The organism is Brachybacterium sp. AOP3-A1-3, from assembly GCF_052378285.1.
Lineage (GTDB): Bacteria > Actinomycetota > Actinomycetes > Actinomycetales > Dermabacteraceae > Brachybacterium.
The window spans coordinates 518,590-542,721 of sequence record NZ_JBQSXM010000002.1 but is presented as its reverse complement, the minus strand read 5'-3'; the positions used below and the strand labels follow the sequence as shown (position 1 = coordinate 542,721).

At 67.6% G+C, this 24,132-nt stretch carries 29 protein-coding genes and 1 tRNA gene; 17 read left to right on the top strand and 13 right to left on the bottom strand.

Features of this window, described 5'->3' with window-relative positions; translation table 11 throughout:
• The first annotated feature begins 9 nt into the window (after window positions 1–9).
• The 4 genes from ACT3T5_RS05255 to ACT3T5_RS05240 are packed head-to-tail and all read left to right on the top strand — an operon-like array spanning window position 10 to window position 2,212.
• On the top strand, window positions 10–216 hold the full coding sequence (locus tag ACT3T5_RS05255; RefSeq protein ID WP_443344102.1) for a hypothetical protein: 207 nt from the start codon (window positions 10–12) through the stop codon (window positions 214–216).
• A gap of 55 nt (window positions 217–271) precedes the next feature.
• Window positions 272–1,666, top strand: coding sequence for a DapH/DapD/GlmU-related protein (locus tag ACT3T5_RS05250; protein ID WP_444593770.1), 1,395 nt, complete (start codon window positions 272–274; stop codon window positions 1,664–1,666).
• Window positions 1,667–1,704: 38 nt separating this feature from the next.
• The gene (locus ACT3T5_RS05245; protein WP_444593769.1) at window positions 1,705–1,992 is read left to right on the top strand and encodes a DUF7455 domain-containing protein; all 288 of its coding nucleotides are present in this window, start codon (window positions 1,705–1,707) and stop codon (window positions 1,990–1,992) included.
• A gap of 28 nt (window positions 1,993–2,020) precedes the next feature.
• Window positions 2,021–2,212, top strand: a complete 192-nt coding sequence (locus tag ACT3T5_RS05240) for a hypothetical protein (protein WP_443344107.1) — start codon at window positions 2,021–2,023, stop codon at window positions 2,210–2,212.
• Window positions 2,213–3,292: 1,080 nt separating this feature from the next.
• Here ACT3T5_RS05240 and ACT3T5_RS05235 read toward each other — a convergent pair.
• Genes ACT3T5_RS05235 through ACT3T5_RS05225 form a run of 3 tightly spaced genes read right to left on the bottom strand, consistent with a single transcriptional unit; the run spans window position 3,293 to window position 5,165 of the window.
• Window positions 3,293–3,778 carry a hypothetical protein gene (locus ACT3T5_RS05235; RefSeq protein WP_444593768.1) on the bottom strand — a complete coding sequence of 162 codons (486 nt, stop codon included), beginning with the start codon at window positions 3,776–3,778 and terminating at the stop codon, window positions 3,293–3,295.
• A 12-nt stretch (window positions 3,779–3,790) separates the two neighbouring features.
• Entirely contained in the window at window positions 3,791–4,702 is a 912-nt protein-coding gene (locus ACT3T5_RS05230) for an alpha/beta hydrolase fold domain-containing protein (RefSeq protein ID WP_444593767.1), read from the bottom strand.
• Window positions 4,695–5,165 carry a hypothetical protein gene (locus ACT3T5_RS05225; RefSeq protein ID WP_444593766.1) on the bottom strand — a complete coding sequence of 157 codons (471 nt, stop codon included), beginning with the start codon at window positions 5,163–5,165 and terminating at the stop codon, window positions 4,695–4,697. The genes ACT3T5_RS05230 and ACT3T5_RS05225 overlap by 8 nt, the downstream gene beginning before the upstream one ends.
• 446 nt (window positions 5,166–5,611) lie before the next feature.
• Between ACT3T5_RS05225 and ACT3T5_RS05220 the strand changes: the two genes are divergently transcribed.
• Window positions 5,612–6,595, top strand: a complete 984-nt coding sequence (locus tag ACT3T5_RS05220) for a hypothetical protein (RefSeq protein ID WP_444593765.1) — start codon at window positions 5,612–5,614, stop codon at window positions 6,593–6,595.
• A 65-nt stretch (window positions 6,596–6,660) separates the two neighbouring features.
• Here the strand turns inward: ACT3T5_RS05220 and ACT3T5_RS05215 are convergent, their stop codons facing one another.
• Together ACT3T5_RS05215 and ACT3T5_RS05210 are read right to left on the bottom strand one after the other, a co-directional pair.
• Window positions 6,661–7,218 carry an AAA family ATPase gene (locus ACT3T5_RS05215; protein WP_444593764.1) on the bottom strand — a complete coding sequence of 186 codons (558 nt, stop codon included), beginning with the start codon at window positions 7,216–7,218 and terminating at the stop codon, window positions 6,661–6,663.
• Between the two features lie 92 nt (window positions 7,219–7,310).
• Complete coding sequence (locus ACT3T5_RS05210) at window positions 7,311–8,591, bottom strand: J domain-containing protein (RefSeq protein WP_444593763.1); 1,281 nt, start codon at window positions 8,589–8,591, stop codon at window positions 7,311–7,313.
• 174 nt (window positions 8,592–8,765) lie between these two features.
• Here ACT3T5_RS05210 and ACT3T5_RS05205 point away from each other — a divergent pair, with 174 nt between their 5' ends.
• The 3 genes from ACT3T5_RS05205 to ACT3T5_RS05195 are packed head-to-tail and all read left to right on the top strand — an operon-like array spanning window position 8,766 to window position 9,808.
• Entirely contained in the window at window positions 8,766–9,269 is a 504-nt protein-coding gene (locus ACT3T5_RS05205) for a helix-turn-helix domain-containing protein (RefSeq protein ID WP_444593762.1), read from the top strand.
• Entirely contained in the window at window positions 9,266–9,448 is a 183-nt protein-coding gene (locus ACT3T5_RS05200; RefSeq protein WP_444593761.1) for a hypothetical protein, read from the top strand. Before ACT3T5_RS05205 ends, ACT3T5_RS05200 begins: the two co-directional genes overlap by 4 nt.
• 18 nt (window positions 9,449–9,466) lie before the next feature.
• The gene (locus ACT3T5_RS05195; RefSeq protein WP_444593760.1) at window positions 9,467–9,808 is read left to right on the top strand and encodes a DUF6036 family nucleotidyltransferase; all 342 of its coding nucleotides are present in this window, start codon (window positions 9,467–9,469) and stop codon (window positions 9,806–9,808) included.
• Window positions 9,809–9,880: 72 nt separating this feature from the next.
• On the opposite strand, the gene ACT3T5_RS05190 is transcribed toward ACT3T5_RS05195, so the two are convergent.
• The 3 genes from ACT3T5_RS05190 to ACT3T5_RS05180 form a co-directional block, all read right to left on the bottom strand.
• Window positions 9,881–10,315 carry a hypothetical protein gene (locus tag ACT3T5_RS05190; protein WP_444593759.1) on the bottom strand — a complete coding sequence of 145 codons (435 nt, stop codon included), beginning with the start codon at window positions 10,313–10,315 and terminating at the stop codon, window positions 9,881–9,883.
• An 81-nt stretch (window positions 10,316–10,396) separates the two neighbouring features.
• On the bottom strand, window positions 10,397–10,960 hold the full coding sequence (locus ACT3T5_RS05185) for a hypothetical protein (protein ID WP_444593758.1): 564 nt from the start codon (window positions 10,958–10,960) through the stop codon (window positions 10,397–10,399).
• Between the two features lie 798 nt (window positions 10,961–11,758).
• A tRNA-Pro gene (locus tag ACT3T5_RS05180) sits at window positions 11,759–11,832 on the bottom strand.
• 224 nt (window positions 11,833–12,056) lie between these two features.
• Here ACT3T5_RS05180 and ACT3T5_RS05175 point away from each other — a divergent pair.
• From ACT3T5_RS05175 to ACT3T5_RS05145, 7 genes are all read left to right on the top strand, one after another.
• On the top strand, window positions 12,057–12,857 hold the full coding sequence (locus ACT3T5_RS05175) for a class I SAM-dependent methyltransferase (protein WP_444593757.1): 801 nt from the start codon (window positions 12,057–12,059) through the stop codon (window positions 12,855–12,857).
• A 35-nt stretch (window positions 12,858–12,892) separates the two neighbouring features.
• Window positions 12,893–13,804 (top strand): DUF881 domain-containing protein, encoded by a 912-nt coding sequence (locus ACT3T5_RS05170; RefSeq protein ID WP_444593756.1) that lies wholly within the window; start codon window positions 12,893–12,895, stop codon window positions 13,802–13,804.
• 10 nt (window positions 13,805–13,814) lie between these two features.
• Window positions 13,815–14,147 carry a small basic family protein gene (locus ACT3T5_RS05165; RefSeq protein WP_444576812.1) on the top strand — a complete coding sequence of 111 codons (333 nt, stop codon included), beginning with the start codon at window positions 13,815–13,817 and terminating at the stop codon, window positions 14,145–14,147.
• Window positions 14,144–14,896 (top strand): DUF881 domain-containing protein, encoded by a 753-nt coding sequence (locus ACT3T5_RS05160; protein WP_444576813.1) that lies wholly within the window; start codon window positions 14,144–14,146, stop codon window positions 14,894–14,896. The genes ACT3T5_RS05165 and ACT3T5_RS05160 overlap by 4 nt, the downstream gene beginning before the upstream one ends.
• Before the next feature lie 124 nt (window positions 14,897–15,020).
• The gene (locus tag ACT3T5_RS05155; protein ID WP_444576814.1) at window positions 15,021–15,464 is read left to right on the top strand and encodes an FHA domain-containing protein; all 444 of its coding nucleotides are present in this window, start codon (window positions 15,021–15,023) and stop codon (window positions 15,462–15,464) included.
• Between the two features lie 4 nt (window positions 15,465–15,468).
• A complete protein-coding gene (ftsR, locus tag ACT3T5_RS05150) occupies window positions 15,469–16,161 on the top strand; it encodes a transcriptional regulator FtsR (RefSeq protein WP_444576815.1) in 693 nt (230 codons plus the stop codon).
• Window positions 16,162–16,309: 148 nt separating this feature from the next.
• Entirely contained in the window at window positions 16,310–16,894 is a 585-nt protein-coding gene (locus ACT3T5_RS05145) for a MerR family transcriptional regulator (RefSeq protein WP_444576816.1), read from the top strand.
• Between the two features lie 148 nt (window positions 16,895–17,042).
• Here ACT3T5_RS05145 and ACT3T5_RS05140 read toward each other — a convergent pair whose 3' ends face one another.
• Window positions 17,043–17,834, bottom strand: coding sequence for a ParA family protein (locus tag ACT3T5_RS05140; RefSeq protein WP_444576817.1), 792 nt, complete (start codon window positions 17,832–17,834; stop codon window positions 17,043–17,045).
• Between the two features lie 95 nt (window positions 17,835–17,929).
• On the opposite strand from ACT3T5_RS05140, the gene ACT3T5_RS05135 reads away from it, so the two are divergent.
• Complete coding sequence (locus ACT3T5_RS05135) at window positions 17,930–18,949, top strand: methyltransferase (RefSeq protein ID WP_444593755.1); 1,020 nt, start codon at window positions 17,930–17,932, stop codon at window positions 18,947–18,949.
• Between the two features lie 54 nt (window positions 18,950–19,003).
• Here ACT3T5_RS05135 and ACT3T5_RS05130 read toward each other — a convergent pair whose 3' ends face one another.
• The 4 genes from ACT3T5_RS05130 to ACT3T5_RS05115 form a co-directional block, all read right to left on the bottom strand.
• Entirely contained in the window at window positions 19,004–19,633 is a 630-nt protein-coding gene (locus ACT3T5_RS05130) for a TIGR03085 family metal-binding protein (RefSeq protein WP_444576819.1), read from the bottom strand.
• A 4-nt stretch (window positions 19,634–19,637) separates the two neighbouring features.
• Window positions 19,638–20,639 carry a sugar phosphate isomerase/epimerase family protein gene (locus ACT3T5_RS05125; protein ID WP_444576820.1) on the bottom strand — a complete coding sequence of 334 codons (1,002 nt, stop codon included), beginning with the start codon at window positions 20,637–20,639 and terminating at the stop codon, window positions 19,638–19,640.
• A gap of 87 nt (window positions 20,640–20,726) precedes the next feature.
• Window positions 20,727–21,872, bottom strand: coding sequence for a Gfo/Idh/MocA family protein (locus tag ACT3T5_RS05120; RefSeq protein ID WP_444576979.1), 1,146 nt, complete (start codon window positions 21,870–21,872; stop codon window positions 20,727–20,729).
• A gap of 96 nt (window positions 21,873–21,968) precedes the next feature.
• On the bottom strand, window positions 21,969–23,078 hold the full coding sequence (locus tag ACT3T5_RS05115; RefSeq protein ID WP_444576821.1) for a Gfo/Idh/MocA family protein: 1,110 nt from the start codon (window positions 23,076–23,078) through the stop codon (window positions 21,969–21,971).
• A 233-nt stretch (window positions 23,079–23,311) separates the two neighbouring features.
• Here ACT3T5_RS05115 and ACT3T5_RS05110 point away from each other — a divergent pair, with 233 nt between their 5' ends.
• Window positions 23,312–24,109, top strand: a complete 798-nt coding sequence (locus ACT3T5_RS05110; RefSeq protein WP_444576822.1) for a transglutaminase-like domain-containing protein — start codon at window positions 23,312–23,314, stop codon at window positions 24,107–24,109.
• Window positions 24,110–24,132: the final 23 nt, after the last annotated feature.

Genomic DNA, 24,132 nt, shown 5'->3' with positions numbered 1-24,132 from the left:
GGGGCGGACATGAGCAGCAGGAACCCTCAGTCCCGCTTCTCGCGCGCCCGCACAGTATTAGTCGGCCTGCTCGCGATCAGCCTCGTTGCGCTGTACGGGTACCACCACCGCACCGAGCTCGGACAGATATTTGACGAGCTTCGGGCCGCGATCCCGTTTGCCAGCCGTGGCGAGGCTGATCTGCCCGGTACGGGGCTCGAGTCCGACAGTCCCTGAACCCCGGCACGCAGAACTCTGCCCGGGTTACGGGTTGACGGCGAGGAGGAACCCCATGATGGCTACGAAGGCCCGGACGGCAAGCAGTTTCAGCTCGAAGGTGCGGAAGCGAGATACCGGCGAGCAGGGAAACTGGGGTGAGTTCGCTGCCATGTCCCGCGGCGAGGCGGACATCCCGATCCCGGCACCACACGCCGAGGCCCGCCCGATCATCGGGGAAGATTCCCAGATCGCGGCCAGCGCCAAGTTCGGAGAGGGCGCGCGCATAGGCGGCGGTGCCCGCATCGGGGAAGACGTCACGATCGGCGCCGGCGCGAGCATCGGGGAGGGAGTCGTGATCCACGCTGGGGCTCAGATCGGGGCCGGCACGAGCATCGAGGATGATGCCTCGATCGGAGAGGGCGCCAGCGTTGGGGAGAGGGCCACGATTCGTCAGGGCGTGGTCTTGCAGGCCAGCTCCGTGCTCGGCGACGGGGGTGTGCTGGATGAGGAGGTCTCGGTGGGTGAGGGGGCGCGGCTCGGTCGGGATGTGCAGGTCGAGCAGTCCACGCGCATCGGTGCTCAGGTGATGATCGATGAGGGTGCTGTGGTCGGGGAGGACAGCGTGCTCGAGGATCGCTCGTCCATCCGACATTCGAGCCGAGTCGGTGACTCGGTCACAGTCGGGAAGAGCGCGGAGATCCATGCCGGTTCGATTGTGGGTAGCGGGGCGCGGATCGGCAGCCGCAGTCGACTCGAGGGTACGTTCGGCGATGAACTCGAGGTGGGCTCCCGATCGAGGCTGCTCGGTGGCAGCACCTGGGGTGACAACGTCCAGGTCGGTGATGGTGTGAAGGTAGAGACCGGTGCCAGCTCACGGTTCGCGGACGACGCGCAGCTCGGCGACAAGACCCTCCTCACTGCGGCCGTCGTCACCGGAGAGCTGTCCACCGGGGAGGGAGTCACGATTAAAGGTGGGAGCGGAGCCGGTGAGCTGTACGGCACCATCGCGATCGGCGCCGGCTCGACGCTCGACGGAGCGATCGCGCTCCAGGACGGGACGGAGATCGGAGAGTCCGTCCAGATCCACGGACCCAGCGGCGCCCACCGCGATGAGGTGGTCACCCAGATCGACCGGGATTGCGAGGTCCTGGACCGCGCCATCATCCGCTCGGGCGTGAGGCTCGGTGAGCGCACCCTGGTCGGCTCGGCGGCAGAAATCGGCCAGGCTGTGGTCACCGGAGCGGGCACGGACATCTGCGATCGGGTGCGAATCAGCGACTTCTCCGTCATCGACGGATCGATGGTCGGTGAAGGTGCGACGGTCGGGCACGGTGCCCAGACGGGCTACGGCGCGGAGCTGGGGGGACGGTCGGTCATCGAGGACAACGTAGTCATCGAGCCGTATGCCCACGTCGAAGACGATGGTTACGTCCCCCGCGGGGCGGTCGTGACGGAGACTCCTCGCTGATCGTCCCGTGACGGCAGGGGAGCGCCCACTGGGCGGGCATGACCACCACGACGCCGCACCGCACGCTCAAGGCGACTCCACTGTCGGTCCCGCCCCGGCGCGCGGACACCCTGTTCGGACAGACACCGACGGTCACCTCCGAGGGGACCTCGTGCGACCGCTGCCCGTCCGCGGTGGCCAAGGTGAAGGCGATCTACGTGACCGGCCAGATCTACCTGTGCGGGCACCACGCCCGCCAATCCTGGCGCGTGCTCGAACGCACCGCGCTCCGCATCCGCGCAGACATCCCGAACGGCTCGTACTACCTGCCCATGTCACCCCACTGACCGAACCCAGGACGAAGGAGAACCCGCCATGATGACGCCGACTCTTGCTCCGTTCGAGCAGCTGCACGAGGACATCGAGCTGCTCGATGCCGCCGGCTGGCCGATGGAACGCGTGCGAGCCGAGCTGTCCCATGAGCAGATCGAAGAGATGATCGATGCCTACCTCGCCCGAAGCGACGACGCCGTTGCGGGAGCGCTGAGTAGCACTCTTGGCAGGTGAGGATTAATGCTGCGCCGCGGGGAGACGCCTCGTAGCCCTGGCACTACGGCGGTACGTGGCCGCCAAAACGGTAATCAGCTGGAGGTCCTCTCGGCGACTCCGTCGCGGAGGGAGAGTGCGTGAAAGAGTCGGATACGACGAATCAGTGGTGACGTCACCTCGTCGTAGCGCCGAGACGATCGAATCCGGGTCGTAGTTTCCGTCGACGACCACGCGGACTGTGCAGATGGCGTCGGCGATCTCGACGTAGGCCCGTTGAAGCCTTGCCGGCGCGGAGAAACTCTGCACCGGTAGGTGGAAATCTTGGTCCGACAGCTCAATCATGCGGCGCCAGAGGGGACCGAGGCGTGTGAGCTGGTATCGGGACATCAGCTCGTCGTACAACCTTTCTCCGACACCTAACATCGTGGCACCGGCAACGCAGATACCCAAGCTCAGTGGCGAAAGGGCAAGGGCCCCTTCGCTTTCCGATGCCCGACCAGTGTTCATGTAGATCGCTGAGGTGGCGTTGGTCCAGATGAAACCACCGCAACCGAGCGCGATCAGGAACAGCGCAATCGTATTGATCGGCCGACGTTTGATGTCTCGGGGAAATCTATAGATACTTAAGGCGATTACCTGAGACAAAGCCCAAATGGTATACGCAGGGAAAACTAGAAGGGTGACCGCGGAGGTAAAGTCATGTTGCGAGAATTTGGATACACCTATCGAGGCTTCGTGCGCTGTTCCTAGAGGCCAAGCAACTAAGATGAGAGTGACAACGAAGCTTGAACGGGCAACTATCCGCCGAGTCGCCCTAGACGAAACGATTTCCGATCGAAGGGTGGCGATAAGCACCTCGAGTGCGCCCAGTATGATCACAGCTGAGCAATGCCACGCGAGGCGCCCAATGTTGTAAAAATGTTCCGTTCTGTCAGCCGTACCGTACGCGAGTGCACCGACACCGATGGCGAAGAGCGCGACGATGATTGCCCTTTGAGTGAGCGAAATTGGCTCGCCTCGCAGGCGCCACGAGCGCTCCATCCCAAGGATGCCTGCGCAAAGACCGAGTACAGCGAACGCCCAGTTCATCCTGTGGGGTCACCACCAGAGCTCGTCATAGTATGTGTGCCCGCCGCGCATGACCCTCCGTCGGAGCTGGATTGAAATGTGCGTAGCTACCGTCTCTGCATCGAGTTCCGTGGTGTGAGCGTAGGCATGTCGACCTGCGACGACCGAGCGAACCAGATCCGGGTTGAGCCCCTGAAGTAGGCCTGATTCGATGAGACCAGACGACAACGACCGGTTGTCGTCATGTCCCAACAGTAGGTGCGCCACTTCGTGACAGACGATCGCGACCTGGCGCTCCGGAGATGCCTCGTCGCCGACCACGACATAGTCAGCCTTGCCGGTGGAAATCAGCAGGCCCGACAGAGGCGATGCCAGGGACGCAATCAGGATGGAGATTCGACGATCGCGAGTCTGGGACATGTTTGTGAGGAGGTCTTCGACATCGCCGCTTCGCGGCATCATGGAGTCCGCCATGCGAATCGCATCCCGCACCTGCATCGAAAATCTGCGGCCCATGCTTAAACACTCCTACAGCGTCGTGACAGTCTCACGGACGGCGTTGACGATTGCCTGCCTGGCGCGTTTCCCTTCGGGCGTCGGGAGCAGCGGGTACACATGAATGTGTCCAGGTTGTTCGTGATACTCGACCTCTGCTCCCGCCTCTGAGCTGCGAGCGACGAAGAGGCGAGTGTCGGGGTTCAAAAGGTCTCGAGTCCCGCTGAAGATGACGAGTCGGCCAGCTCCGCGGACGTCGCCCAAGAACGGGTTGAGGATGGGGTCTTCTCCGTGCTCACCGATCCACATTTCGGTCAACATCAGCTGACCCTTCTTCACGAGCCAGGGGTCTCGGGGTTGAACTTCATCGATCTCGGGGTTCTCCATCCGCATGTCGAGCGCGGGGGAGATCAGGAGCGTGAGATCGGCCGGGCGCCCGCGTTCCTTCAGTAGGAGGCTGGTGGACAATGCGATGGTGCCACCAGCTGAGTCGCCCATCAGCACCAATGGGCCCTGTTCGTTCGTGCTGAGCTCCGCAACGATGGGCACGACGGACTCGGCGGTACCTCCGGTGTGGACCAACGGATAGACCGGCATCAGCACGGTGGTGCCAGCTTCGGCGGCGATCTGTTGGGCTAGCCACCAGTGTTGCTGTGCGGCCTCATCGATCCACCCGCCGCCGTGGAGGTAGACGACGACTCCCTGGGGTTCGATATCGGTGGGTGTGATGGTGTGGATCGTCCAGCCGTGGTGATCTTGAGTGTCGACTCGAACTCCGCGGCGCAACCGCTTAGGCGGGTCGTACGACTGCGGCTGCTCTGTCAGCTCCGCCAGGTGTCTGCGCACATGGTCTCGTGTCAGGTGGTTCCGATTGGATCGCCGTAGACGCATGATGCTTGGCATCAGGCGACCCATGAGGCTCAGCTTCGTCGGGGAGTCAGTCATTTTCACCTGGCCGGTCGTTGCTGGCGTCCAGCCCTTCAATGCGGCGGATCTGATCGAGTAGCGCGAGAACCGGTCCTAGGCTTTCAGCGGAGACGCCATGAGCTCTCATCATGAGCTGTTGTACACCGGTATCCCGCATGGCGACCACCGTTTTCAATGACTCCTGGATCTCGGCCGAGACGGAGTCGTTGACGAAGTAGTCGAGGGGCACCTGGAAGATATCGGCGAGACCCGCGAGGAGCCGAAACGAAGGGTTTCGTCGACGTCCGGTACGTAGGGCTCGGATGTGGTTCGGCGTCACGGAGATGTTTTTCTGCTCGAGCTCCTCGGCAACGGAGGCAGAGGTGTGAAGCTGGGAGCTTCCGTGGTCTCGGGGAACCGTTCGGAACAGCAGGTCAAGTCGTTCGGCCAGGCCTGGAACATCGTCGCCAGCTGGCTCTTTGGACTGCGGCTCGTTGGGCATTGCGGCCTCAGCTCCCCGTTCCGGTGGACATGGCGGGCGAGCGGCTCCTGCTTCCCGCCTCGCGCCGACCGTACCGCACGTGAATCAGTCGGGCAATCCATAGATGCGCTCGTGTCGCCTTCCCGCATCTGAAGGTTGTCATCCATGGATGCGTGTGTGAACCTGGGCGCATCTACAGATTCGCTCCAGCGTCGACTGAACTTCGATGGTTGTCTTCGGTCAGCGGTGGGGCCGAGTCCGAGCGGGTCGGGCAGTCTCGCTCGATGTAAACGACTGCCTTCAGCTTGTCAGCCAGGTCAGGAACCAACAATGACGCCTCAGTCCAATGGCCCCACAGATGCTGTAGACCAAAAGCGATTCTCGAGGGTTGGCGCCTACCGGTACTACCTGGCGCATTGGCACTTTGGCTACCGACACCCATCCTCGATCAGAAGATCTTGCTGACGATGGTCCAGGCCCGAGCTACAGCGACCATGCGCCTCGCGCAGCATCATGCCTGGTGCGAGTGCGATCGGGACACGCTCGACACGCCCTGGAAGGCAGAGCTGTGCACGGTGTTGCATGCGGCCAGCGACCCGGAGATGCTGCTGCGCCTGGAGGAGTTTCTCGAGGACCAGATACAAGATGTCCGCCGCATCCTCGGGCGAGTCAAACGGATTGCGCGCCTGCAGTGGGATGACGACGACCTGGCTCTGTCGTACTTCGGCGAAGCCCTGTTGCGGATGGTGAACCAGCGCTGGCGGGCTAAAGATGGCCCCGGAACGAGCCCAGTGTTCAACTACACCGCCAACCTCCCGATGATCCTGGAGTCCGAGACGAGATCCTGCATCCGTGACGACCGGCGCCAGGGATTGCTCGACGGCACTGCAGGCGTTCCCGGCGGCAGTGCGCAGGACCGCAAGTCGGCCCAAGTCGGCAAGTCCCGTCAGCTGTTTGAGGTCGAGCACGGCTGTCCACCGTCTGACGAGGAACTCGTGGTCTTCCACAACGATCGCATGCGCTCCACTCGCAAGGACGCAGCACGTCAGGGGGTGCTGATCTGGCGGAGTGACCTGCGCGCGGCGCAGGCCGTGCCGCTTGACGATGCCACCGTGGAGACCGATGTACGAATGGCGACGAGGGCGCCAGCGGACGCGGGGCCGTTGAACTGGTCGGATCGGATCAGAGCCGTGATCTTCCGGTGCGAGCAACTAGACCGGGCGCGGGAACAGTCGCGAACTCGGCGACTGAAGCGCGAACCGGTCAGGTCAGCCGACGTTGCGCGCGCGTACTTCGCTCACCACGCGATCGGAGAGTTCCCCACCCGGCGCGAGCTCCTTGAGCGCCTCGAGATTTCGGAGCCCGCCGCGCGGCGCGAGCTCACCGCACGCCTACAGGAAGCGCTGTCTGTGGCCCGCGACTTCTTCGACGACTATCAGCGCACCACGTGACGCGCCTCAGCGAGTCGCTGCCGCGCTCGTGGGAGGCGCCGCCTTGAGCTGACTGCGGTTCATGACTATGAGCGACCCTTGGGGCCGTCCTGGGTGGTCACGGGGAGGCGGAGGGCGCCGAGCTGACTCACCAGCGCCGCAACTAACGCGTTGTCGGCTGTGCTCGCGGCGTTCATGATTAGTGCATCTTCGTCGGTCGGCGGCTCGAAGCTTAAGCGATGCTCTTGCAGGACAGCATCCTTGACGTCGGGGCGCTCGTCGGACTGTCTGTTCGCGCGAATGCGTTGGTTTTGCAGGTCGACATCGATCTGCACCCAGACGACTGCGAAGGGGGCGCCGGCTCTCTCCGCGACATCCCGCCAGTCGTCCCGGATGAAACGAGGCGAGCCGGTGTCATTCACGACGACGTGGTGCCCTGCCTCGAGAAGAGCTTGGCCACGTTCGTGTGCCAACTGGTTCGTCCGAGACCACTCTTCCACTGGAATGCCCTGGCCCCCGTATAGGCCGCGCTCCTCGTTGATGAGATCGAGGCTGATCACGCTTGCGGGTAGACCCTCCGCTAAGCGGGCCGCCAGGGTGCTCTTGCCGGAGAAGGAGAGTCCGCACATCAGCGTCAGAGTCATTTCTGCAACCTACCGCTGACTCAGCCTTCCGTCGCCTTGAATAGGGCAGCCATTAACGGCCACGAGCGGGCCATCGACCGCGCCCCATTCCCTCAGACCAACAGGGACATGGACTCCAGCGCCCGGTGACGAAACAGCGCGTTAGGCCGATCGAGGCTCGAGGCGGTATCGGTGCCAACAGCATCGATCACCTGGGTGAGTGAACCGAACGAGATCCCATCGACCGCCTGAACCGCCGGCGGAATGGTCGAGAGCTGCGTCGGTATGACGTAGCCGTGGACGTCGGCGCCTCGGCCGTATCGCGCGCGGAGGGCCTGCACTTCGTCGCGGACGACGTTGCGATGCACCTGGCCGTCGCTGATCACTTCGGACCCGGAGATCTCCAGGCCTTCGGCGCCGAGTGGCGGGATCGCGATCAGGTGCATGGACCGGCCGACGACAACGGCGACCTGCGACCGCACCATGGATACGCCGCCCTTCGGCGTTACGCGATCGGGCAGCAGGATGACGCGCACCCCGTCACGGTGACCGAATGCACCGGTCAGGGCGCCGAGCAGTCGCTCGACGTCAGCGTTCCGCGGACCAAGCGAAGTGGCGCCGACCTGGGTGATGAACGAGGAGTCGATGATGCTCTCGTCCCGGGAGCCGCGGGCCAGCACGACGCCGAACGACGCATAGGTCGTCAGCGAAGTCGCGACGAGGCACAGGACGCTGCCGAGCATGGGGAGGGGAGTGCCGGCGTCGAGGTAGATGAACACGGCACCTGCTGCTGCGACGAGTAGAGCCGCGAAGATTCCCCACCGGTGGAGCAGGCTTCGCGTGATTACGAGCAGCGACCAGAGCAGATGCGCACCCGCGCCGCACAGGAGCGCCACCAATGTCGAGACCAGCCCGATGCGAGCCAGTGGCAAACCGAGAGTCGTCGCGGCAGCCGTACCGGCCAGGGTCCAGGCCAGGAAGGCGATCACGAGCAAGATCCTGCGTCCATGCCGGCGGGGCGGCGATTTCTTGCCCGGTCGAGCTGCAGCCTCCTCGGCGGGGTCGTGCCAGTCCCACTGGGAGGGATCGACATCCAGGATCGACGCGGCCGCGGTCCCGGCGTCGGAGTGGACCACGCGCCGCCGCGCGGTCGTCGAGGCTGGCGCAGGCTCGGGTACGGAAACAGGGGCATCGGGTGCGAGCGTGCGGTCGTAGGTGGCCCGCCGGGACGCATTGGCCAGGACGTTGTATGCGGAGCTGACGTGCTTGGCGAGCTCGTCGTCCCCGCCGGCATCACCATGTAAGGCCCGCATCTGTGACCGGAACGCAGCAGTGATGTCGGCTCTTGAAGCGTCCCTGGGTACGCCGAGGGTCTCGTAGTGCGTCAGCGCCACGTCGCCACCTCCGTCCGTCCACCCCTGTGCTTCGCGCCAGTGGGCGAAGTCGTGCTCTGGCGGGACGATCACGCTATCGCGGACAGTCGCCGCACCCTTGCTTCACTGTCGCGATGGTGTGCGAGCCGAACGGGGCGCCGTTGTGTTTATGGTGTTTAGCGGTAGAATGGCGACATGACCACCAATGACTGGCTGACCACCGGCGAGACGGCGACCATGCTCGGCGTCTCGCGTCAGCATGTTGTCGACCTGTGCGATCGCGGGGAGCTGCCCTGCACCCGCGCCGGTACCCACCGACGGATCCGACGTTCCGACGTCGAGCGCATGATCACGCCTTTGCTCACGCGCGAGCAGGAGAAGAGCCTGTGGCTGCACCGCGCGCTGCTCGGCCACCTCATGATCGAGCCCGCGTCCGTGCTCGACACGGCGAGGTCGAACCTGAGCAGCTGGAAGTCCATCCACCGTGAGGACGGGATGGCGACTAGCTACCTCAAGCGGTGGGAGCAGGTCATCGAAGGCGGCGTGGACTCTGTCGTTCCGGTGCTCGTCGGCACCGATGAGGTCTCCAGCGAACTTCGTCAGAACAGTCCCTTTGCGGGTGTGCTCTCCGATATCGAACGACGCCTGGTGCTGCGGTCCTTCCGTGAGCACTGGGATTGCGAGCACGCAGCCGCGTGAGACGCACCGATCTCGCCCACCTCCTGCGCGCCGCGTGCGACGTGGCTGGCGATCGCGACGTCCTAGTCATCGGCTCCCAGTCCATCCTGGGTACCTACGACGAGGACGAGCTTCCGGCCGCAGCCACCGCGTCCATCGAGGCCGACATCGGGTTCCTCGACGATCCTGACCGCGCCTAGGCAGATGACGTCGAAGCCGTGATCGGCGAGATGTCCCAGTTCCACCAGGCCAATGGCGTCTACGCGGAAGGCGTGCACGTCGACACTGCAACTTATCTGCCATCAGGCTGGCGCGACCGGCTGATCAGCTGGCCGCTGCGATCATCTGACCCAGCCGATCCTCACTTCTTGGAGCCGCACGATCTCACGATCGCCAAGCTCGGAGCGCACCGCCCGAAAGATCTGGCCTTCGTCGACGCACTCCTCCAAGCAGACATGCTGGGACTCCCAATACTCCAGGCGCGATGCGATTTGTTGCCCGATCAGCATGCGCTCGTGAAGAACCGGATTCGCGGCTTCTTGAGCAGCTACGAGACCTAAGACGAGTCAGCGGACGGTTCGAGCAGCCGAGCGCGGTCTACCGTCTCTTCCCTGTTCCCCAGCCCTGCATGGTCACGAAACGGAAGTATCGCCCGCGCCGAGACGCTGAGTGACGGTCTCTGTGGTGGCCGGGGGAGCGGACGGGTGCCCCGCCAGGTAGTGCAGGGTCTCCGGGGAGGCGTTCGGGGCGCTGGAGGCGTGGAAGATCGCGTTGCGGTCTGTGAGCCGGCGGGCGATCCGGTCGATGAACGCGGGGGAGAGGTCGCAGCGGCGCGTGACGGGGAAGGTGAGCCACCGCTGGTCGAGGTCGATCAGATGCTCGAGCGTGGCCTCGGACGTCGCCGGGTTGTGCGCGATCTTCCGCAGCACCTCGCCGGGAACCTCGGAGCGGGCGAGCTGATCGAGGGCTTCCACGTCGTCGCTGAACTCGGCGGTGCGCAGGCGCGACTGCACGGTCCGCGGGTACCCGAGACGCTGGGGCTCGGCGTGCTGGGCGATGGTGGTCATGGCGGCTCCTGCTCCTCGTGGCCCGGCTCGTCCGGATACTCGTGCAGTGGGCGCGAGGACGAGCTGGCAGGACAGGAGGCGTTAGGACTTCAGGGGCAGCACTGCGCCACCGGTGCCGACACGGGCGCGCCGGCCGAGCCACCGAGCATCCTCGACCGCCTTCGTAGGCCGAGAGGTGAGAACGCCCAGTCGGTGAGTGATGCGGACGGAGACTGTGCGTCCGGTGATGTCGCGACCTCGTCGATCGGTGACCAGCGGGATCGGATCTCCCAGTTCCTCGAGGGTCCCCGTGGCGATGACGAATGAGCGCACGCACAGCAGCACGTCGCGGCCGAGCGAGGACCCGGGGAGACGATAGGGTCCTTGGGCGCTCTGGGAGAGCTCGTCCTCGCTCATGTCCACGATCCGCTGCACGGCGGGGTTGACATCCAGGCGGATGACGAGAGGGCTCGGCGACTCGGAGCTCTTCGCCACGACCTCGCCACTGGTGGCCAACGCTCGTACGGCGTCGACGTCGAGGCGGGGCACGAGCCCGTGATCAACCAGGTGCGCCAGGGAGGAGCGATCGATGCCGACGATGCGCGCGGCGAGAGCGACCGGGATCTGCTCGTCGGGATTCGGCTTGGTGCTGCGGACTATGGGCATCAACAAAGCATTCCATACCCGAATCGCCAATTCGAGCAGCAGACACTTTCTGCGTGATGGCTTCGAAGTGAGTGTGCCGCAGAATGTGACCGTCGCACCACGTATGGTGGAGGTCAGAAAGTGTGGAATCCACGCCGGCAGACTCTTCAGGATCATTCAATGTCCGGTAACACCCATTATCGGACGTTGAGTTCACGTGTCATACGAAATCCATTAACAGAGGGCCGGACACCTCTTCAGCAATCAGCTGGAGGAGCCTGACGCATAGAACTCGAGCACTCCGCAGATGGTGCCCGCACGGCTAAATATGCGTTTCGGTGCAGCGGGATGGTTTCCCACCGCGGCGTTGGTCCAGCTCGCCCTGACTGGTAGCCGCGGTGCAGGGGCACTTCGAGCCGCACGTGGGAGGTGACCCAGTGGATGACCCGTGAGGGCGCAGCGCTATCGATGCCTGGGCAGCCGAGAGTGGCCGTGCCGACACCGCCGCAGTTCTTCCCCACGTGGGAGCTCCGACGGGAAGGGCAGACTTGCGACGGGCGAGACGGCCTGCCTGGTCTTGAGTCGCGGCGAGAGAACATGGGGGAGACTCTGGCCCTGGCCACCAGCCGGCCCCGTTCTGTGCTCGCCCCGCGCGCCCTTGGTCCAGGTGCGGCACTCGAAGGTCGATCGCCAACGTGATGGTGACCCCGTGCTCGTGCGGTCTCCAGCCGGCGCGACTCTAGCGGTCACTCTAGCGGTCACATCGCGGCTAAAAAAGACAATGCCCTGGTGAGAAACTTGTTCTCACCAGGGCATTTGTCGGGCTGACAGGATTTGAACCTGCGACCCCCTGACCCCCAGTCAGGTGCGCTACCAAACTGCGCCACAGCCCGAAACCCTCCGTCACCGGAGGACCGTGGATAACCCTACCCCGCCCCATGCCCTGGGAGCCAATTGAGACGGGCGTGACCTGCGGCACTCCGCCGAACCGGCTCGGAATCCCATGCTGTCGCGAGCCTGGGCCGGGGAGCGCGTGGCAGAGTGGGGCGGTGACCGGCACCACATCGTTTCCGTGCCGGCACCGTGGCCGAGTTTCCCGAATCGCAGGAGGGGACCGATGTCCGAGGATCCGACGCGGCAGTGCGACCGCGAGGTTCCCGGCGAGCAGGAGCTCCCGTGGAGCTGGATCACGCTGGTGGGGAACCTCGCCCCGATGTCGGACCGGGTCCTCGACCTCGGGACCGGGGATGGGGAGACCCTCGCGACGCTGGCCGATGTGCTGCCCGAGGGCACCGTCGCCACGGTGGGCCGTCGGTCTCACCTCCCCGTTGCTCGGGATCGCCTGGCTACGCTGGGGATCGAGGTCCACGACCACGGCTTCGACCGTCACGGCTCCCGCCTCCCGTTCCCCTCGGACAGCGTCGATCTGGTGCTGTGCCGACAGGAGTCCTACGACCCCCGGGAGGTGGCCCGGGTGCTCGCCCCCGGCGGCACCTTCCTCACCCAGCAGGTCGGCGGGGATGATCTGTGCGAGCTCGACGGCGCCTTCGTCGCCGAGCCGCCGTACCCCGGGGCCACCTTGGAGCGCGCGGTGCACGACCTCACGCGGGCCGGCCTGACCGTGGAGCGCTCCGATGCCTTCCACGGCACCGTCCGGTTCGACGACGTGGAGAGCCTGCTCGGCTACCTCCGTCGCGTCGCGTGGCAGGAGCCCGACGGCTCCGACGGGCTCGATCCGGACCATCGTCGACGCGAGCTCGAGGCGCTCGCCCAGGAGCTGCCTGCCGCGCCGCTCTCCCTGAGCATCAGCAGATTCCTCGTCCTCGCCCGGGCCCCGAGCGCTCCCGACGTCGGCCGCACCGATTTCGCCGACCTCCTGCGACGAGCCGACCTGATGCCCGAGATCCCGCGGGTCTGAGCGCGGCCCGGGACTTCCGGCACTACCCTGCTGATATGCGTGCTCCGCGGCGGTCGACACCCCACGGCGAGACCCCCTACTCGCCGACCTCGCTCCTGCGCGCCCTGACCGCGAACCCCTACGACGTGGACACCCTGCGCGACGAGGACCCGTCCTGGGCGGAAGAGGCGCCGCCGGACAACCGGATCACCCGCACCATCACGGTTCTGCTCGCCCTCCTGCTCGGCTTCGCGGTCGCCGTGGCCGTCACGGAACTGCGGCGGGACGCCGCCGCGGACGACAATCCGCGTGCGCTCCTCAAGCAGGAGGTGCTCGACAGCCGTGGGGACATCGACACGCTGGAAGCACGGCAGGGAAGTCTCGAGAGTGACATCGCCGCAGCCCAGGAGACCGTCCTGGACGGCACCGACTCCGAGGCCGCGCAGCGGCTGCGGGCGCACGAGGTGGCCGCGGCCGGGACCGCGCTCAGCGGCACCGGGGTGGTGCTCTCCCTCGACGACTCCGCCCCGCTGCCCGCGAGCCCCGGGGTGAAGGAGGGGACGATCAATCATGTGACCGACGGGGATCTGCAGATCGCCGTGAACGGGCTGTGGGCCGCGGGCGCCGAGGCGGTGTCCATCAACGGTCAGCGGCTGAGCGCCACCAGTGCGATCCGTACCGCCGGCTCCGCGGTGCTCGTCGACTTCCGGCCCCTGTCCCCGCCCTACGAGATCACCGCGCTCGGGGACCCCGAGGCCCTGCAGTCCGGTGTCGAGGCGGCGGAGAGCGGGGACTACCTCTCCGAGCTCTCCACCCGCTTCGGCATCCGCACCTCGTGGGCTCCCGGTGCGGAGCTCAGCGTCCCCGCCCGCGCGCTGGGCACGCTGCGCGAGGCCTCCCCGCTCGATCCCATCGACCCAGCAGACGGCACGGCCTCGCAGGACGGCGCCCGGAAGGACTCCGAATGAAGGACTACGAATGATCGCCATCATCGGCCTCGTCGTGGGCGTCGTCCTGGGCATCGTCGTCCAGCCCGACGTCCCGGTCGTGCTGCAGCCCTATCTCCCGATCGCGGTGGTCGCCGCGCTGGACACCCTCGCCGGGGGCCTGCGGGCGAGCCTCGACGGAGCCTTCGACGCGCACGTCTTCATCACCTCGTTCCTGTTCAACGTCGCGATCGCGGCATTCCTCGTCTTCCTCGGCGATCAGCTGGGTGTCGGAGCACAGCTGTCCACCGCGGTGATCGTGGTGCTCGGGATCCGAATCTTCTCCAACGCGGCCGCGATCCGTCGGCTGCTGTTCCGCTCATGAGCGACGGCACCCGCATCCCGGAGAGCCCGGAGCAGCAGAAGGCCGTCTGGCACCGCCTGCGGGACACCCTGCGCCCGCAGGCGACCTGGTCCCAGCTGATCGTGGGTCTGCTGTGCGTGCTGCTCGGGCTCGCGATCGCCGCCCAGCTGCGGCAGACGGACGACTCGCTCGAGGGTGCGTCCCAGCAGGAGCTGGTGCGGCTCCTGGACGAGTCGGGACGGCATGCGGCGGGCCTCGAGGTGGAGAACGCCGAGCTGGACCGCACCTTGGAATCGCTGCGCTCGGGCCAGGGCGACGACGCCGCGGCGCGGGCCGCCGCCGAGGAGCGCCTGGCCAATCTCGAGATCATCGCGGGCACCTCCCCGGCGCACGGGCGCGGCATCGTCGTGTCGATCGCGGACCCGGGCAGCGGGGTGCGCGCGTCCACGCTCCTGGGAGTGATCCAGGAGCTCCGCAACGCCGGGGCGGAGGTGATCCAGCTGGGCTCGGTGCGGGTGGTGGCGTCGACCTCGATCACGACGGACCCCACCGGGCGTCTCCTGGTCGACGGCACCGTCATCGCCGCTCCGTACACCGTGCGCGTGATCGGCGATCCGGAGGTCATGGAACCGGCACTGCGGATCCCCGGGGGCGCCGCCGACTCCGTCGCGGCCGACGGCGGCACCCTGGCGATCGCCACCGAGCAGGACGTGGAGGTCACGGCGACGGCCGAGCTGAAGGAGCCGGAACACTCGGAGGTGGTCAAGTGATCGTCAAATCCTCGCCTGTGCGGTGTGGATACGCGTTTCGGACGTGTCGAGCATGCGAGGATGGGCGGGCTGGATCCTGATCGTCAGAGACCTGGGTCCACCGCTGGCCAGGAAGGGGTGCGGAGTGTCCGGTAACACCGCGTGGAACGACGAGAATCTCGACCACACATCGAAGCTGAGTGCGATCTCGCCCAGTGATCCGGTGGAGGACCGCGAGCCCGGACTCTCCTCACAGGATCGTCGGGCGATCGAGAATCTGCCCCCGCGCAGCGCTCTGCTCATCGTGCGGAAGGGCCCCAACCTCGGGGCCCGCTTCCTGCTGGACTCCGAGACCACCCTCGCCGGGCGGCACCCCAACAGCGAGATCTTCCTCGACGACGTCACCGTCTCCCGCAAGCATGCGGCGTTCGTCCGCGAGGGCGAGGGCTTCCTCGTGCGGGATCTGGGATCCCTCAACGGCACCTACGTGGGCAAGGATCGGGTCGACGAGGTGCTCCTCCAGCCCGGCCAGGACGTGCAGATCGGCAAGTACCGCCTCACCTACCACCCCTTCCACGGGACGGCCTGACCAGATGGCGGCCTCCGCAGAGCGCAGGCCGAACTCGTCCGGGATCGCACGGCTGAGCATCGGTCAGGTGCTCGCCTCCCTGCAGGACGAGTTCCCGGACCTCGCGCACTCCAAACTGCATTACCTCGAGTCCGAGGGGCTGATCACCCCGGAGCGCACCCCGGCGGGGTATCGCAAGTACACCCGAGACGATGTCGATCGGCTGATGTTCGTGCTCCGCGCCCAGCGCGACCGCTTCTGGCCGCTCAAGGTCATCAAGGAGCATCTGCTCGAGCACGGCGTCGATTCCGAGGTCACCTCGATCGCCTCCCGGCCGGGACCGACCTCGGCGATCCAGGCCGTGCGGCTCGATCGACGGGGGCTCGCACGCCGGGCCGCTGTGGAGGAAGGTTTCCTCGAGGAGCTCGAGCAGTACGGGCTCCTCGCGGAAGGTCTGCTGTTCTACGGTTCCACGGAGCTCGAGATCGTCACCTCGGCGCGCGACCTCGCGGAGGAGGGCCTCCATCCGCGCCACCTCGTGATGCTGCGGACCTCGGCGGAGCGTGAGGCGCACATGATCGGCTCGGTGGCCAAGCCGCGAACGCGGGCAGGAGATTCTGCCGCTCGAGGGGAGGCCGAGGACTTCGCGCGGGATCTCGGCGAGTCGATGATCTCCCTGCACAGCGCCGTTCTGCGCACGAAGCTCCGGGATTCCTGACCAGGAACAGCAGCAGGCCCCGCCGGTGGGGCGCAATCTATCCGTGACCTCCGGGCGGCGCGTTGCTGCCGACCGGCGGCAGGGACACGCTACTGTGGGGGGAGTGCTCTCACCTTCCCCCTCGGAGAGCCGGAACCCGGAGGTAGCTGTGAACGTCTCACCTGGTGAGGATCGCACTGGACAATCGACCGTGCCCGCTGAACCCGTGCAGGGTGTTCTCTTCGACGATGTCGTGGACACCCCCGGCGAGCTCGGCTACCGCGGTCCTGCTGCCTGCAAGGCCGCCGGCATCACCTACCGCCAGCTGGACTACTGGGCCCGGACCGGCCTGGTGGAGCCCGGAGTGCGGGCGGCATCCGGCTCCGGCAGCCAGCGCCTCTACGGCTTCCGCGACATCCTCGTGCTGAAGGTGGTCAAGCGCCTCCTCGACACCGGCGTCTCCCTCCAGCAGATCCGTGTGGCCGTGAATGCTCTGCGTGAGCGCGGCAGCGACGACCTCGCCGGGATCACGCTCATGAGCGACGGAGCCTCGGTGTATGAATGCACGTCCGCCGAGGACGTCTTCGACCTGGTCCAGGGCGGGCAGGGCGTGTTCGGCATCGCCGTGGGCCGTGTCTGGCGCGAGGTCGAGAACGACCTGGCCGTGCTGCCCGGCGTGAACCCCGCCGACGACGCGGCACTCGCCCTGCAGGACGAGCTGGCGGCCCGCCGCCGCTCCCGCCAGGCCGGCTGAGCAGCAGCCTTCCTCACAGCACGACGGCGAGCCCCGGGAAGGGACTCGCCGTTTCTGTGTCTCCCAGTGGCTCTGAACCCGGTGCAGCGACGAGAGTGCGCGGACGGAGATCGCCGCCGCCCTCGAGCGTTCACGAGTGCGGGGGAGCTCAGGAGTGCTGGCGCGACTCGAGCACGGTCTTCAGCAGTGCGTCGAAGTCCTCGGTCAGCCTCTTGCCGGATGCGCCTTCGTACCGGTGGAGCGGGACTGCGCCGCCCTGCGCCTGCTGCAGACCCACACGCTCCTCGATGACCGGCTCGAGCACGGCGTCCCCGAAGAGGTCCCGCAGTTCGGCCAGGCGGTACTGGTGCTCGACCGAGCGGGGCCGGTAGCGGTTGACCACGAGCCCGAGGGGCTGCAGCCGCGGAGCGGTGCCTGCCTCGTGCATCTCGGTGGCGAGCTTGAGGGCACGATCGGCGGCGGTGACCGCGAAGAATCCGGGCTCGGCGACGACGAGGGCCCGATCCGAGGCGGCGAGCGCCATCTGGGTGAGCCCGTTCAGCGACGGCGGGCAGTCGATCAGCACCAGGTCGTACTGGTGGGTGCGCTTGTCCAGCGCCTCATGCAGACGACGCGCGTCCTTCGCGCTCGGTGCGGGGGAGTCCATCACCGAGGAGCGGCTCGAGCCGGGGATCATGTCCAGATGGGAGGCCGCACCGGTGGACCACGGCGTGGGCAGGATCGACCTGTCGATGGTCTCGGTGCGCGGCGAGGAGAGCACCTCGGCGATGTCGACGGTGGAGGCGGGCTCGCCCAGCAACCCCAGCGTCGTATCGCCTTGAGGGTCCAGGTCGATGACGAGAGTGTTCACCTCCTGATGCAGGGCGGCAGAAGCCAGGCCCAGGGTCACGGACGTCTTGCCGACGCCGCCCTTCAGGGAACACACACTCACGATGAACACAGGACGAGTCTACCGACCCGAGCCTGATCATCGAGCACGCCACGGGCGGTAACCTGCGTGAATCGTGTGCAGAACCCGCCGAGGAGGAGGAGACGATGTCGCAGATCACGCATGAGCTCGTGCTGGAGGTGCTCGACGGCTGCGGAGACAGCGCCCTGGAGGAGGCCGGCCGGCTGGGCCCGGCCCGTCAGGTCACTCCCACGGAGCTGTCCCTCGTCACGGACGACCTCGACGGCGTGCGGGGTCTGCGCCGGGTGGTGGCCGCCTCCTCGGGGCTCACCGTCCCTGCCCGGCGGCCGCGGGAGCTGCTCGAGACCTCCGTGCAGCAGCAGCTCGCGGAGCTCCTGGCGGACATCGGCCGGCAGCGTCCCCGCCAGCGCTTCCACGGCCTCCGGCTCGAGGCGGCGGGGTCGCAGACCCCGGACATGCGTCGCATCGCGGAGGCGATTGCGGAGCTGGCCGGGGTGGAGGTCTCCGAGGACGGGGACCTGGTCGTGCGGGTGCGCCGCGGCGTCCCCGAGCACACCTGGCAGATCCTGCTGCGGACCACCCCGCGCCCTCTGTCGACCAGGCCGTGGCGCACGGTCAACTACCCGGGCGCGGTCAACGGCACGATCGCCGCGACCGTCCTGGACCTGCTCGAGGTGGGGAGCGAGGACAGCGTGCTCGACATGACCTGCGGGTCCGGGACGTTCCTCATCGAGCAGCTCCATGACGTGGTTCCCGCTCGTGCGCTCGGCGTGGATCTGGACCCGTCCGCCATCGAGGCCGCGCAGCAGCACCAGCGCGCCGCCCGCCGCAAGGGGAGGATCGACTGGATCGCCGGGGACGTCCTGACCGCCGAGATCGATCCCGGCTTCACCCGGATCCTCACCAACCCGCCCTGGGGAACCCTCCATGGGGAGCACGAGAGCAACGAGCAGCTGCTCGCGGATCTCCTCGCCCGGGCCGCACAGCTGGCCGCGCCGCAGGCGCGGATGGGTGTGCTCACGCACGAGATCACGCGGATGCAGCGCGTGCTCGAGGAATCTTCCAGCGGCTGGCGCCCGATCGAGGAGCACCGGTTCTTCCAGAAGGGGCACCATCCGCGCCTGTTCCTGCTCGAGCGCGGCTGACTCAAGCGCGGCGGAGACGACGCCAGGCACGTCCCGCGCACGGTCGTCAGGAGGTCAGAGTCCCCGTCGGCCCTCGCGCAGGGCCTGCTGCCCGGCCTGGTCGCCGTGGATCCTCACCCGGGCCACGTCATCGCGCCCGGAGGCCCACAGCAGCAGCTCGAGCGGCTCGCCGTGCACCCGCACGCTCCCGGCGGAGCGCCGTGCCCGCCGCAGCAGTCCACCGCGCGACGAGACCAGCGTGACGTCGACCGGGACGCGGAGGACGACCCGGGACAGCAGCCCGAGCGCCTTCCACGCCGACGCCTCCTGCGCGGCGGAGAGTCGCCGGGGCTCCCAGCCGTCCTGGGCACGGCGCAGATCCTCATGATGGATCAGCAGCTCGCCGTCACCGCTGAGGGAATCCATGGTCCCGGCGGGGGAGAGACGCCCGGGCCCGGCGCGGAACCGCTCCACGAGCTGCTCCCACGGCGTGGCCCGCAGATCCTCCCGGGCCCGGACGGCGCGCCGACCGAGGGGTCCGGGCAGCGCCGAACCGACCATGAGGTGGGGGAGGCTCTCCCGCATCAGCAGGTGCTCCAGGAGGTCCGGAGCGTCCCATCCCGGCAGGATTGTCGGCGCGTCCTGACCGAGCTCGAGGAAGCTCGCGGCGAACTCTGCACGTTCCTGGGCACCTGCTGCGCTCATGCGATCACTCCTGGTTGCTGAAGGCGTCGTCGAAGGAGCCCTGGGCGACGGGATAGTCGAGTCCCTCGAGTGTGGCCAGGGCTTCCTTCGCCCCGTGGAGACGGTCCATGCCCGCATCCTCCCACTCGATGGAGATCGGGCCCTCGTAGCCGATGTGCCGCAGCGCGCGGAATGCGGCATCCCACGGGACGTCCCCGCGCCCGAAGGAGACGAAGTCCCAGCCGCGCCGAGGGTCGCCCCAGGCCAGATGCGAGCCCAGGCGCGTGTTGCGCCCGGTGATGCGCACCCGGATGTCCTTGCAGTCCACGTGGTAGATGCGGTCGGCGAAATCGGTGATGAAGGAGACGGGGTCGATGTCCTGCCACATGAAGTGGGAGGGATCCCAGTTCAGGCCGAAGGCAGGGCGGTGGCCGATCGCCTCGAGGGTGCGCTGGGTGGTCCAGTAGTCGTAGGCGATCTCGGACGGGTGCACCTCATGCGCGAAACGCACGCCGCACTCGTCGAAGACGTCGAGGATCGGGTTCCACCGGTCGGCGAAGTCCTGGTAGCCCTCGTCGATGACCTCCTGGGACACCGGCGGGAACATCGCCACGTACTTCCAGATCTTCGAGCCGGTGAAGCCGATGACGGTGTCCACCCCGAGCTTCTGCGCGAGGCGGGCGGTGTTCTTCATGTCCTCCGTCGCACGCCCGCGCACGCCCTCGGGATCTCCGTCGCCCCAGATCGCGGAGCCGACGATCGCCTGGTGACGGAAGTCGATCGGGTCGTCGCAGATCGCCTGGCCCTTGAAGTGGTTCGAGATCGCCCAGCACTTCAGGCCGTGCTTGTCGAGGATGCCCAGACGCTCGGCGATGTAGGACTCGTCGTCCCAACGGGAGGCGTCGAGGTGCTCGCCGCCCACGCAGATCTCGAGTCCGTCGTAGCCGATGGACGCGGCATGGGCGGCGACCTCGTCGAGGGTGAGGTCGAGCCACTGCCCGGTGAACAGGGTGTGCGGGTGGGACATGGTGGAGATGCTCCTTCTCAGCGGTGAGCGTTGGTGCGGGTCGAGGGGATCAGAAAGGGTCAGAGGGTGCGGTGTCGTGGCCGCAGGTCAGAGGGCGACGCCGGCGCCGTCCGCGGCGTCGGACGCGATGATCGCGTCGAGCACGCGCTGCAGAGCGAGCCCCTCGGCGAAGCCGGGCGAGTAGGCGGCGTCCTCGTCGCGGATCGCGAGCAGCAGATCGCGGGCCTGGTTGGTGAAGGCGTTCTCCCAGCCCAGCACGTGCCCCTGCGGCCACCAGGCCTCGAGATACGGATGCTCGGGCTCCGTGACCAGCACCCGGGTGAAGCCCTGCTCGGCGACCGGCACGGTGGCGTCGAGGTACCAGAGCTCGTTGGGGCTCTCGAGGTCGAAGCGCAGCGCGCCCCGGGTCCCGAAGAGATCGACGGTCAGCCGGTTCTTCGCCCCGGTCGCCATGCGGGAGACCTCGACGGAACCGATCCCCCCGCCATCCAGCTCGAGGGTCGCCCAGGCGGCGTCGTCCACGGTGACATCCTCGAGCCCGTCCTCGCCCGGGCGCTGGGGGACCATGGTCGCCAGGCGCCCCCGCACGGCGGTGGCCCGCTGGCCGGTGAGGAACTGGATCTGGTCGATCGCATGGGAGGCGATGTCGCCGAGCGCGCCGGAACCGGCGGTCTCCCGGCGCAGCCGCCACGACATGCCGGCCTCGTCGTCCACCAGCCAGTCCTGCAGGTAGGCGGCCTTGGCCTGACGGATCGTGCCCAGCTTGCCGGCGGCCACGAGCTGCTGGGCCAGGGCGAGCGCCGGGACCCGGCGGTAGGTGAAGCCGAGAGCGGCGATCTGGCCCCGCGCAGTGGCCGCCTCGGCCGCGGCGACCATGGCCTCCGCCTCGGCGGTGTCATTGGCCAGCGGCTTCTCGCACAGCACGTGCTTGCCCGCGTCGAGGGCCGCGATCGCGATCTCGGCGTGGAGGAAGCCGGGGGTGCAGATGTCGACGATGTCGATGTCGTCGCGGGTGATGACCTCACGCCAGTCGGTGGCGTGCTCCTCCCAGTCCAGGCGTCGGGCCGCGGCGGCGACCGCGTCCTCGTCGCGGCCCACGATCACGCGTCGGGCGATCTCGGGCACCTCGAAGGCAGCGCCGACGGTGCGCCAGGCCTGGGAGTGGGCTCGCCCCATGAAGGCGTAGCCGATCAGGGCGACGCCGAGCGGGCGGTCTGCGGGCAGGCGGGGCACAGTGGCCACATCGGTCTCCTGGGGTCGGGGAGCGGTCAGACGGTCAGAAAGTCAGGCGGTCGAGCGGTCAGCGTGCCCGGTGTCAGGGTCAGCGCCTCACAGGGTCGCGGCGAGAGGGTCGAAGTCCTCGGGCAGCAGCTCCGGGACCTCGACGCTCGAGTCGATCGCCGCGGAGCCGTCGCCACGGGAGGCCTCGTCCAGACCGATCATGATGTCCAGCACGTGCCCGGCCAGGTCGCCGGTGAGGCGGTGGGGGCGACCCGCGCGCAGGGCCCGGGCCATCTCGAGGGTGCCGAGTCCCCGGCCGCCGACGGCGCCGACGGCTTCCCGCTCGGTCCAGTCCTCGTCGCCGCGCTCGGCCCTGCCGGTCTCGCCGACGAAGCCGTTGGGGTCGGGCAGGGACAGGGATCCGGTGGAGCCTGCGAGCTCGAGCACATGGGGCTGTCCCGTGGCGTCGTCGAAGGAGAACTCGACGGCGGCGACGGCGCCGCTCGCGAATCGCAGGAGGCCCTGCACCCGGGTGGGCACCTCCACCTCGAAGGTTTCTCCGGCGCGCGGGCCGGAGCCGATGGTGCGGGCAGGCACGGACTGCGAACCGACCGCGGAGACCGAGGTGACGGGACCGAGGGCGAGCACGAGGCTGGTCAGGTAGTAGGGGCCCATGTCGAAGAGCGGGCCCGCGCCGATCTGGAACAGGAAGTCGGGATTGGGGTGCCAGGACTCCGGACCGGGGGAGCGGAACTGCGCGAGCGCGGAGCGCGGCTCGCCGATCTCACCGTCGCGCAGCGCCCGCAGGCCCGTCTGCACCCCCGCGCCGAGCACCGTGTCCGGGGCGCCGCCGACGCGAAGCCCCTTCTCCCGTGCGGCAGCGAGCAGGGAACGGGCGTCCTCACGCGTGGTGACCAGCGGCTTCTCGGTCCAGACGTGCTTGCCGGCCTCCAGGATGCTGAGGGAGACCTCGTAGTGCGCCGCCGGGATCGTCAGGTTGACGACGATCTCGATCTCAGGGTCCTCCAGCACGACCTCGGCCGGTCCGTGCGCCGGGATGCCGTACTCCTCCGCGCGGGTGGCGGCGGCCTCGGGCCGCAGGTCACCGATGGCGCGCAGCTCGATGTCCGGGTAGGTGGTGAGCTGATCGAGGTACTGCGTGGAGATCACGCCGGCCCCGATGATGCCGACGCCGACGGGTCCTGTGGATCGGGTCATGAAGGTTCTCCTGGAGTGCTGGGTATGAGGGGGTACGAGGTCGACGTCCGTCGTGCCGCGCCGGGGAACCGGGGAAACGGCGCAGTGCGCCACGGGGGTCGAGCAGGTCCGGAGGGACCGTGCCGACGATGACGATGCCGACGATGACGACTGGGTCACAAGCCTATGTCGCGGATCACCCGGCGGCAAAGGCGTCCGGGCCTCGGCCAGCCGGCGGATGCCACACTGAGGAGGTGAAGAGACACGTACGCGCATGGATGACGGCCGACGTCGCCGAGGGCACCGACGTGGCCCTGCTGATCGCGGTCTCCGATGCCCCTGCCCGGCAGGAGTCCCTGACCGTGGTCGCCGGTGGCCGCGAGCACCCGAGCACGGAGACCCGCGACCGTTTCGGCAGCAGGATGCACCTGGTCACCGGTCTGCCGGAGGGGCGGGTCGAGATCACCTACGAGGCCCACGACGTCACGGCCGCCCGGACTCCCAGCGCGAGCGAGGCCGACGCGGTGCTGCATCTGCGGCCCTCGCGCTACTGCGAGGTCGACGAGTTCACGAAGATCGCGGAGGAGGTCCTCGACGGGCGCACCGGGAACGCGGCGGTCGACGCGGTCGTGCAGTGGGTGCACGAGCATCTCGACTACGTGCCCGGATCCAGCACGATCACGGACTCCGCGAGGAGCACCTACGTCTCGCGCCAGGGCGTGTGCCGGGACTACGCCCATCTCACGGCCACGCTCCTGCGTGCGGGCGGGATACCCGCCCGCTGCTCCTCCGTCTATGCGCCCGGGCTCAGTCCGATGGACTTCCATCTGGTGGTCGAGGCGATGGTCGACGAGGCCTGGACGGTCGTGGACTCCACCCATCTCGCCCCGCGGAGCTCGATGGTGCGCATCGCGACCGGGCAGGACGCCGCGGACACGGCGTTCATGACCACCCTGGCCGGGAACGTCGTGCTCACCGGCATCCAGGTCACTGCCGTGGCCGACCCGGACCTTCCTGTCGAGGTCATCGGCGCGGCAGTCGCTCTGCGCTGACCTGTCGACGGGGTCGACGGATC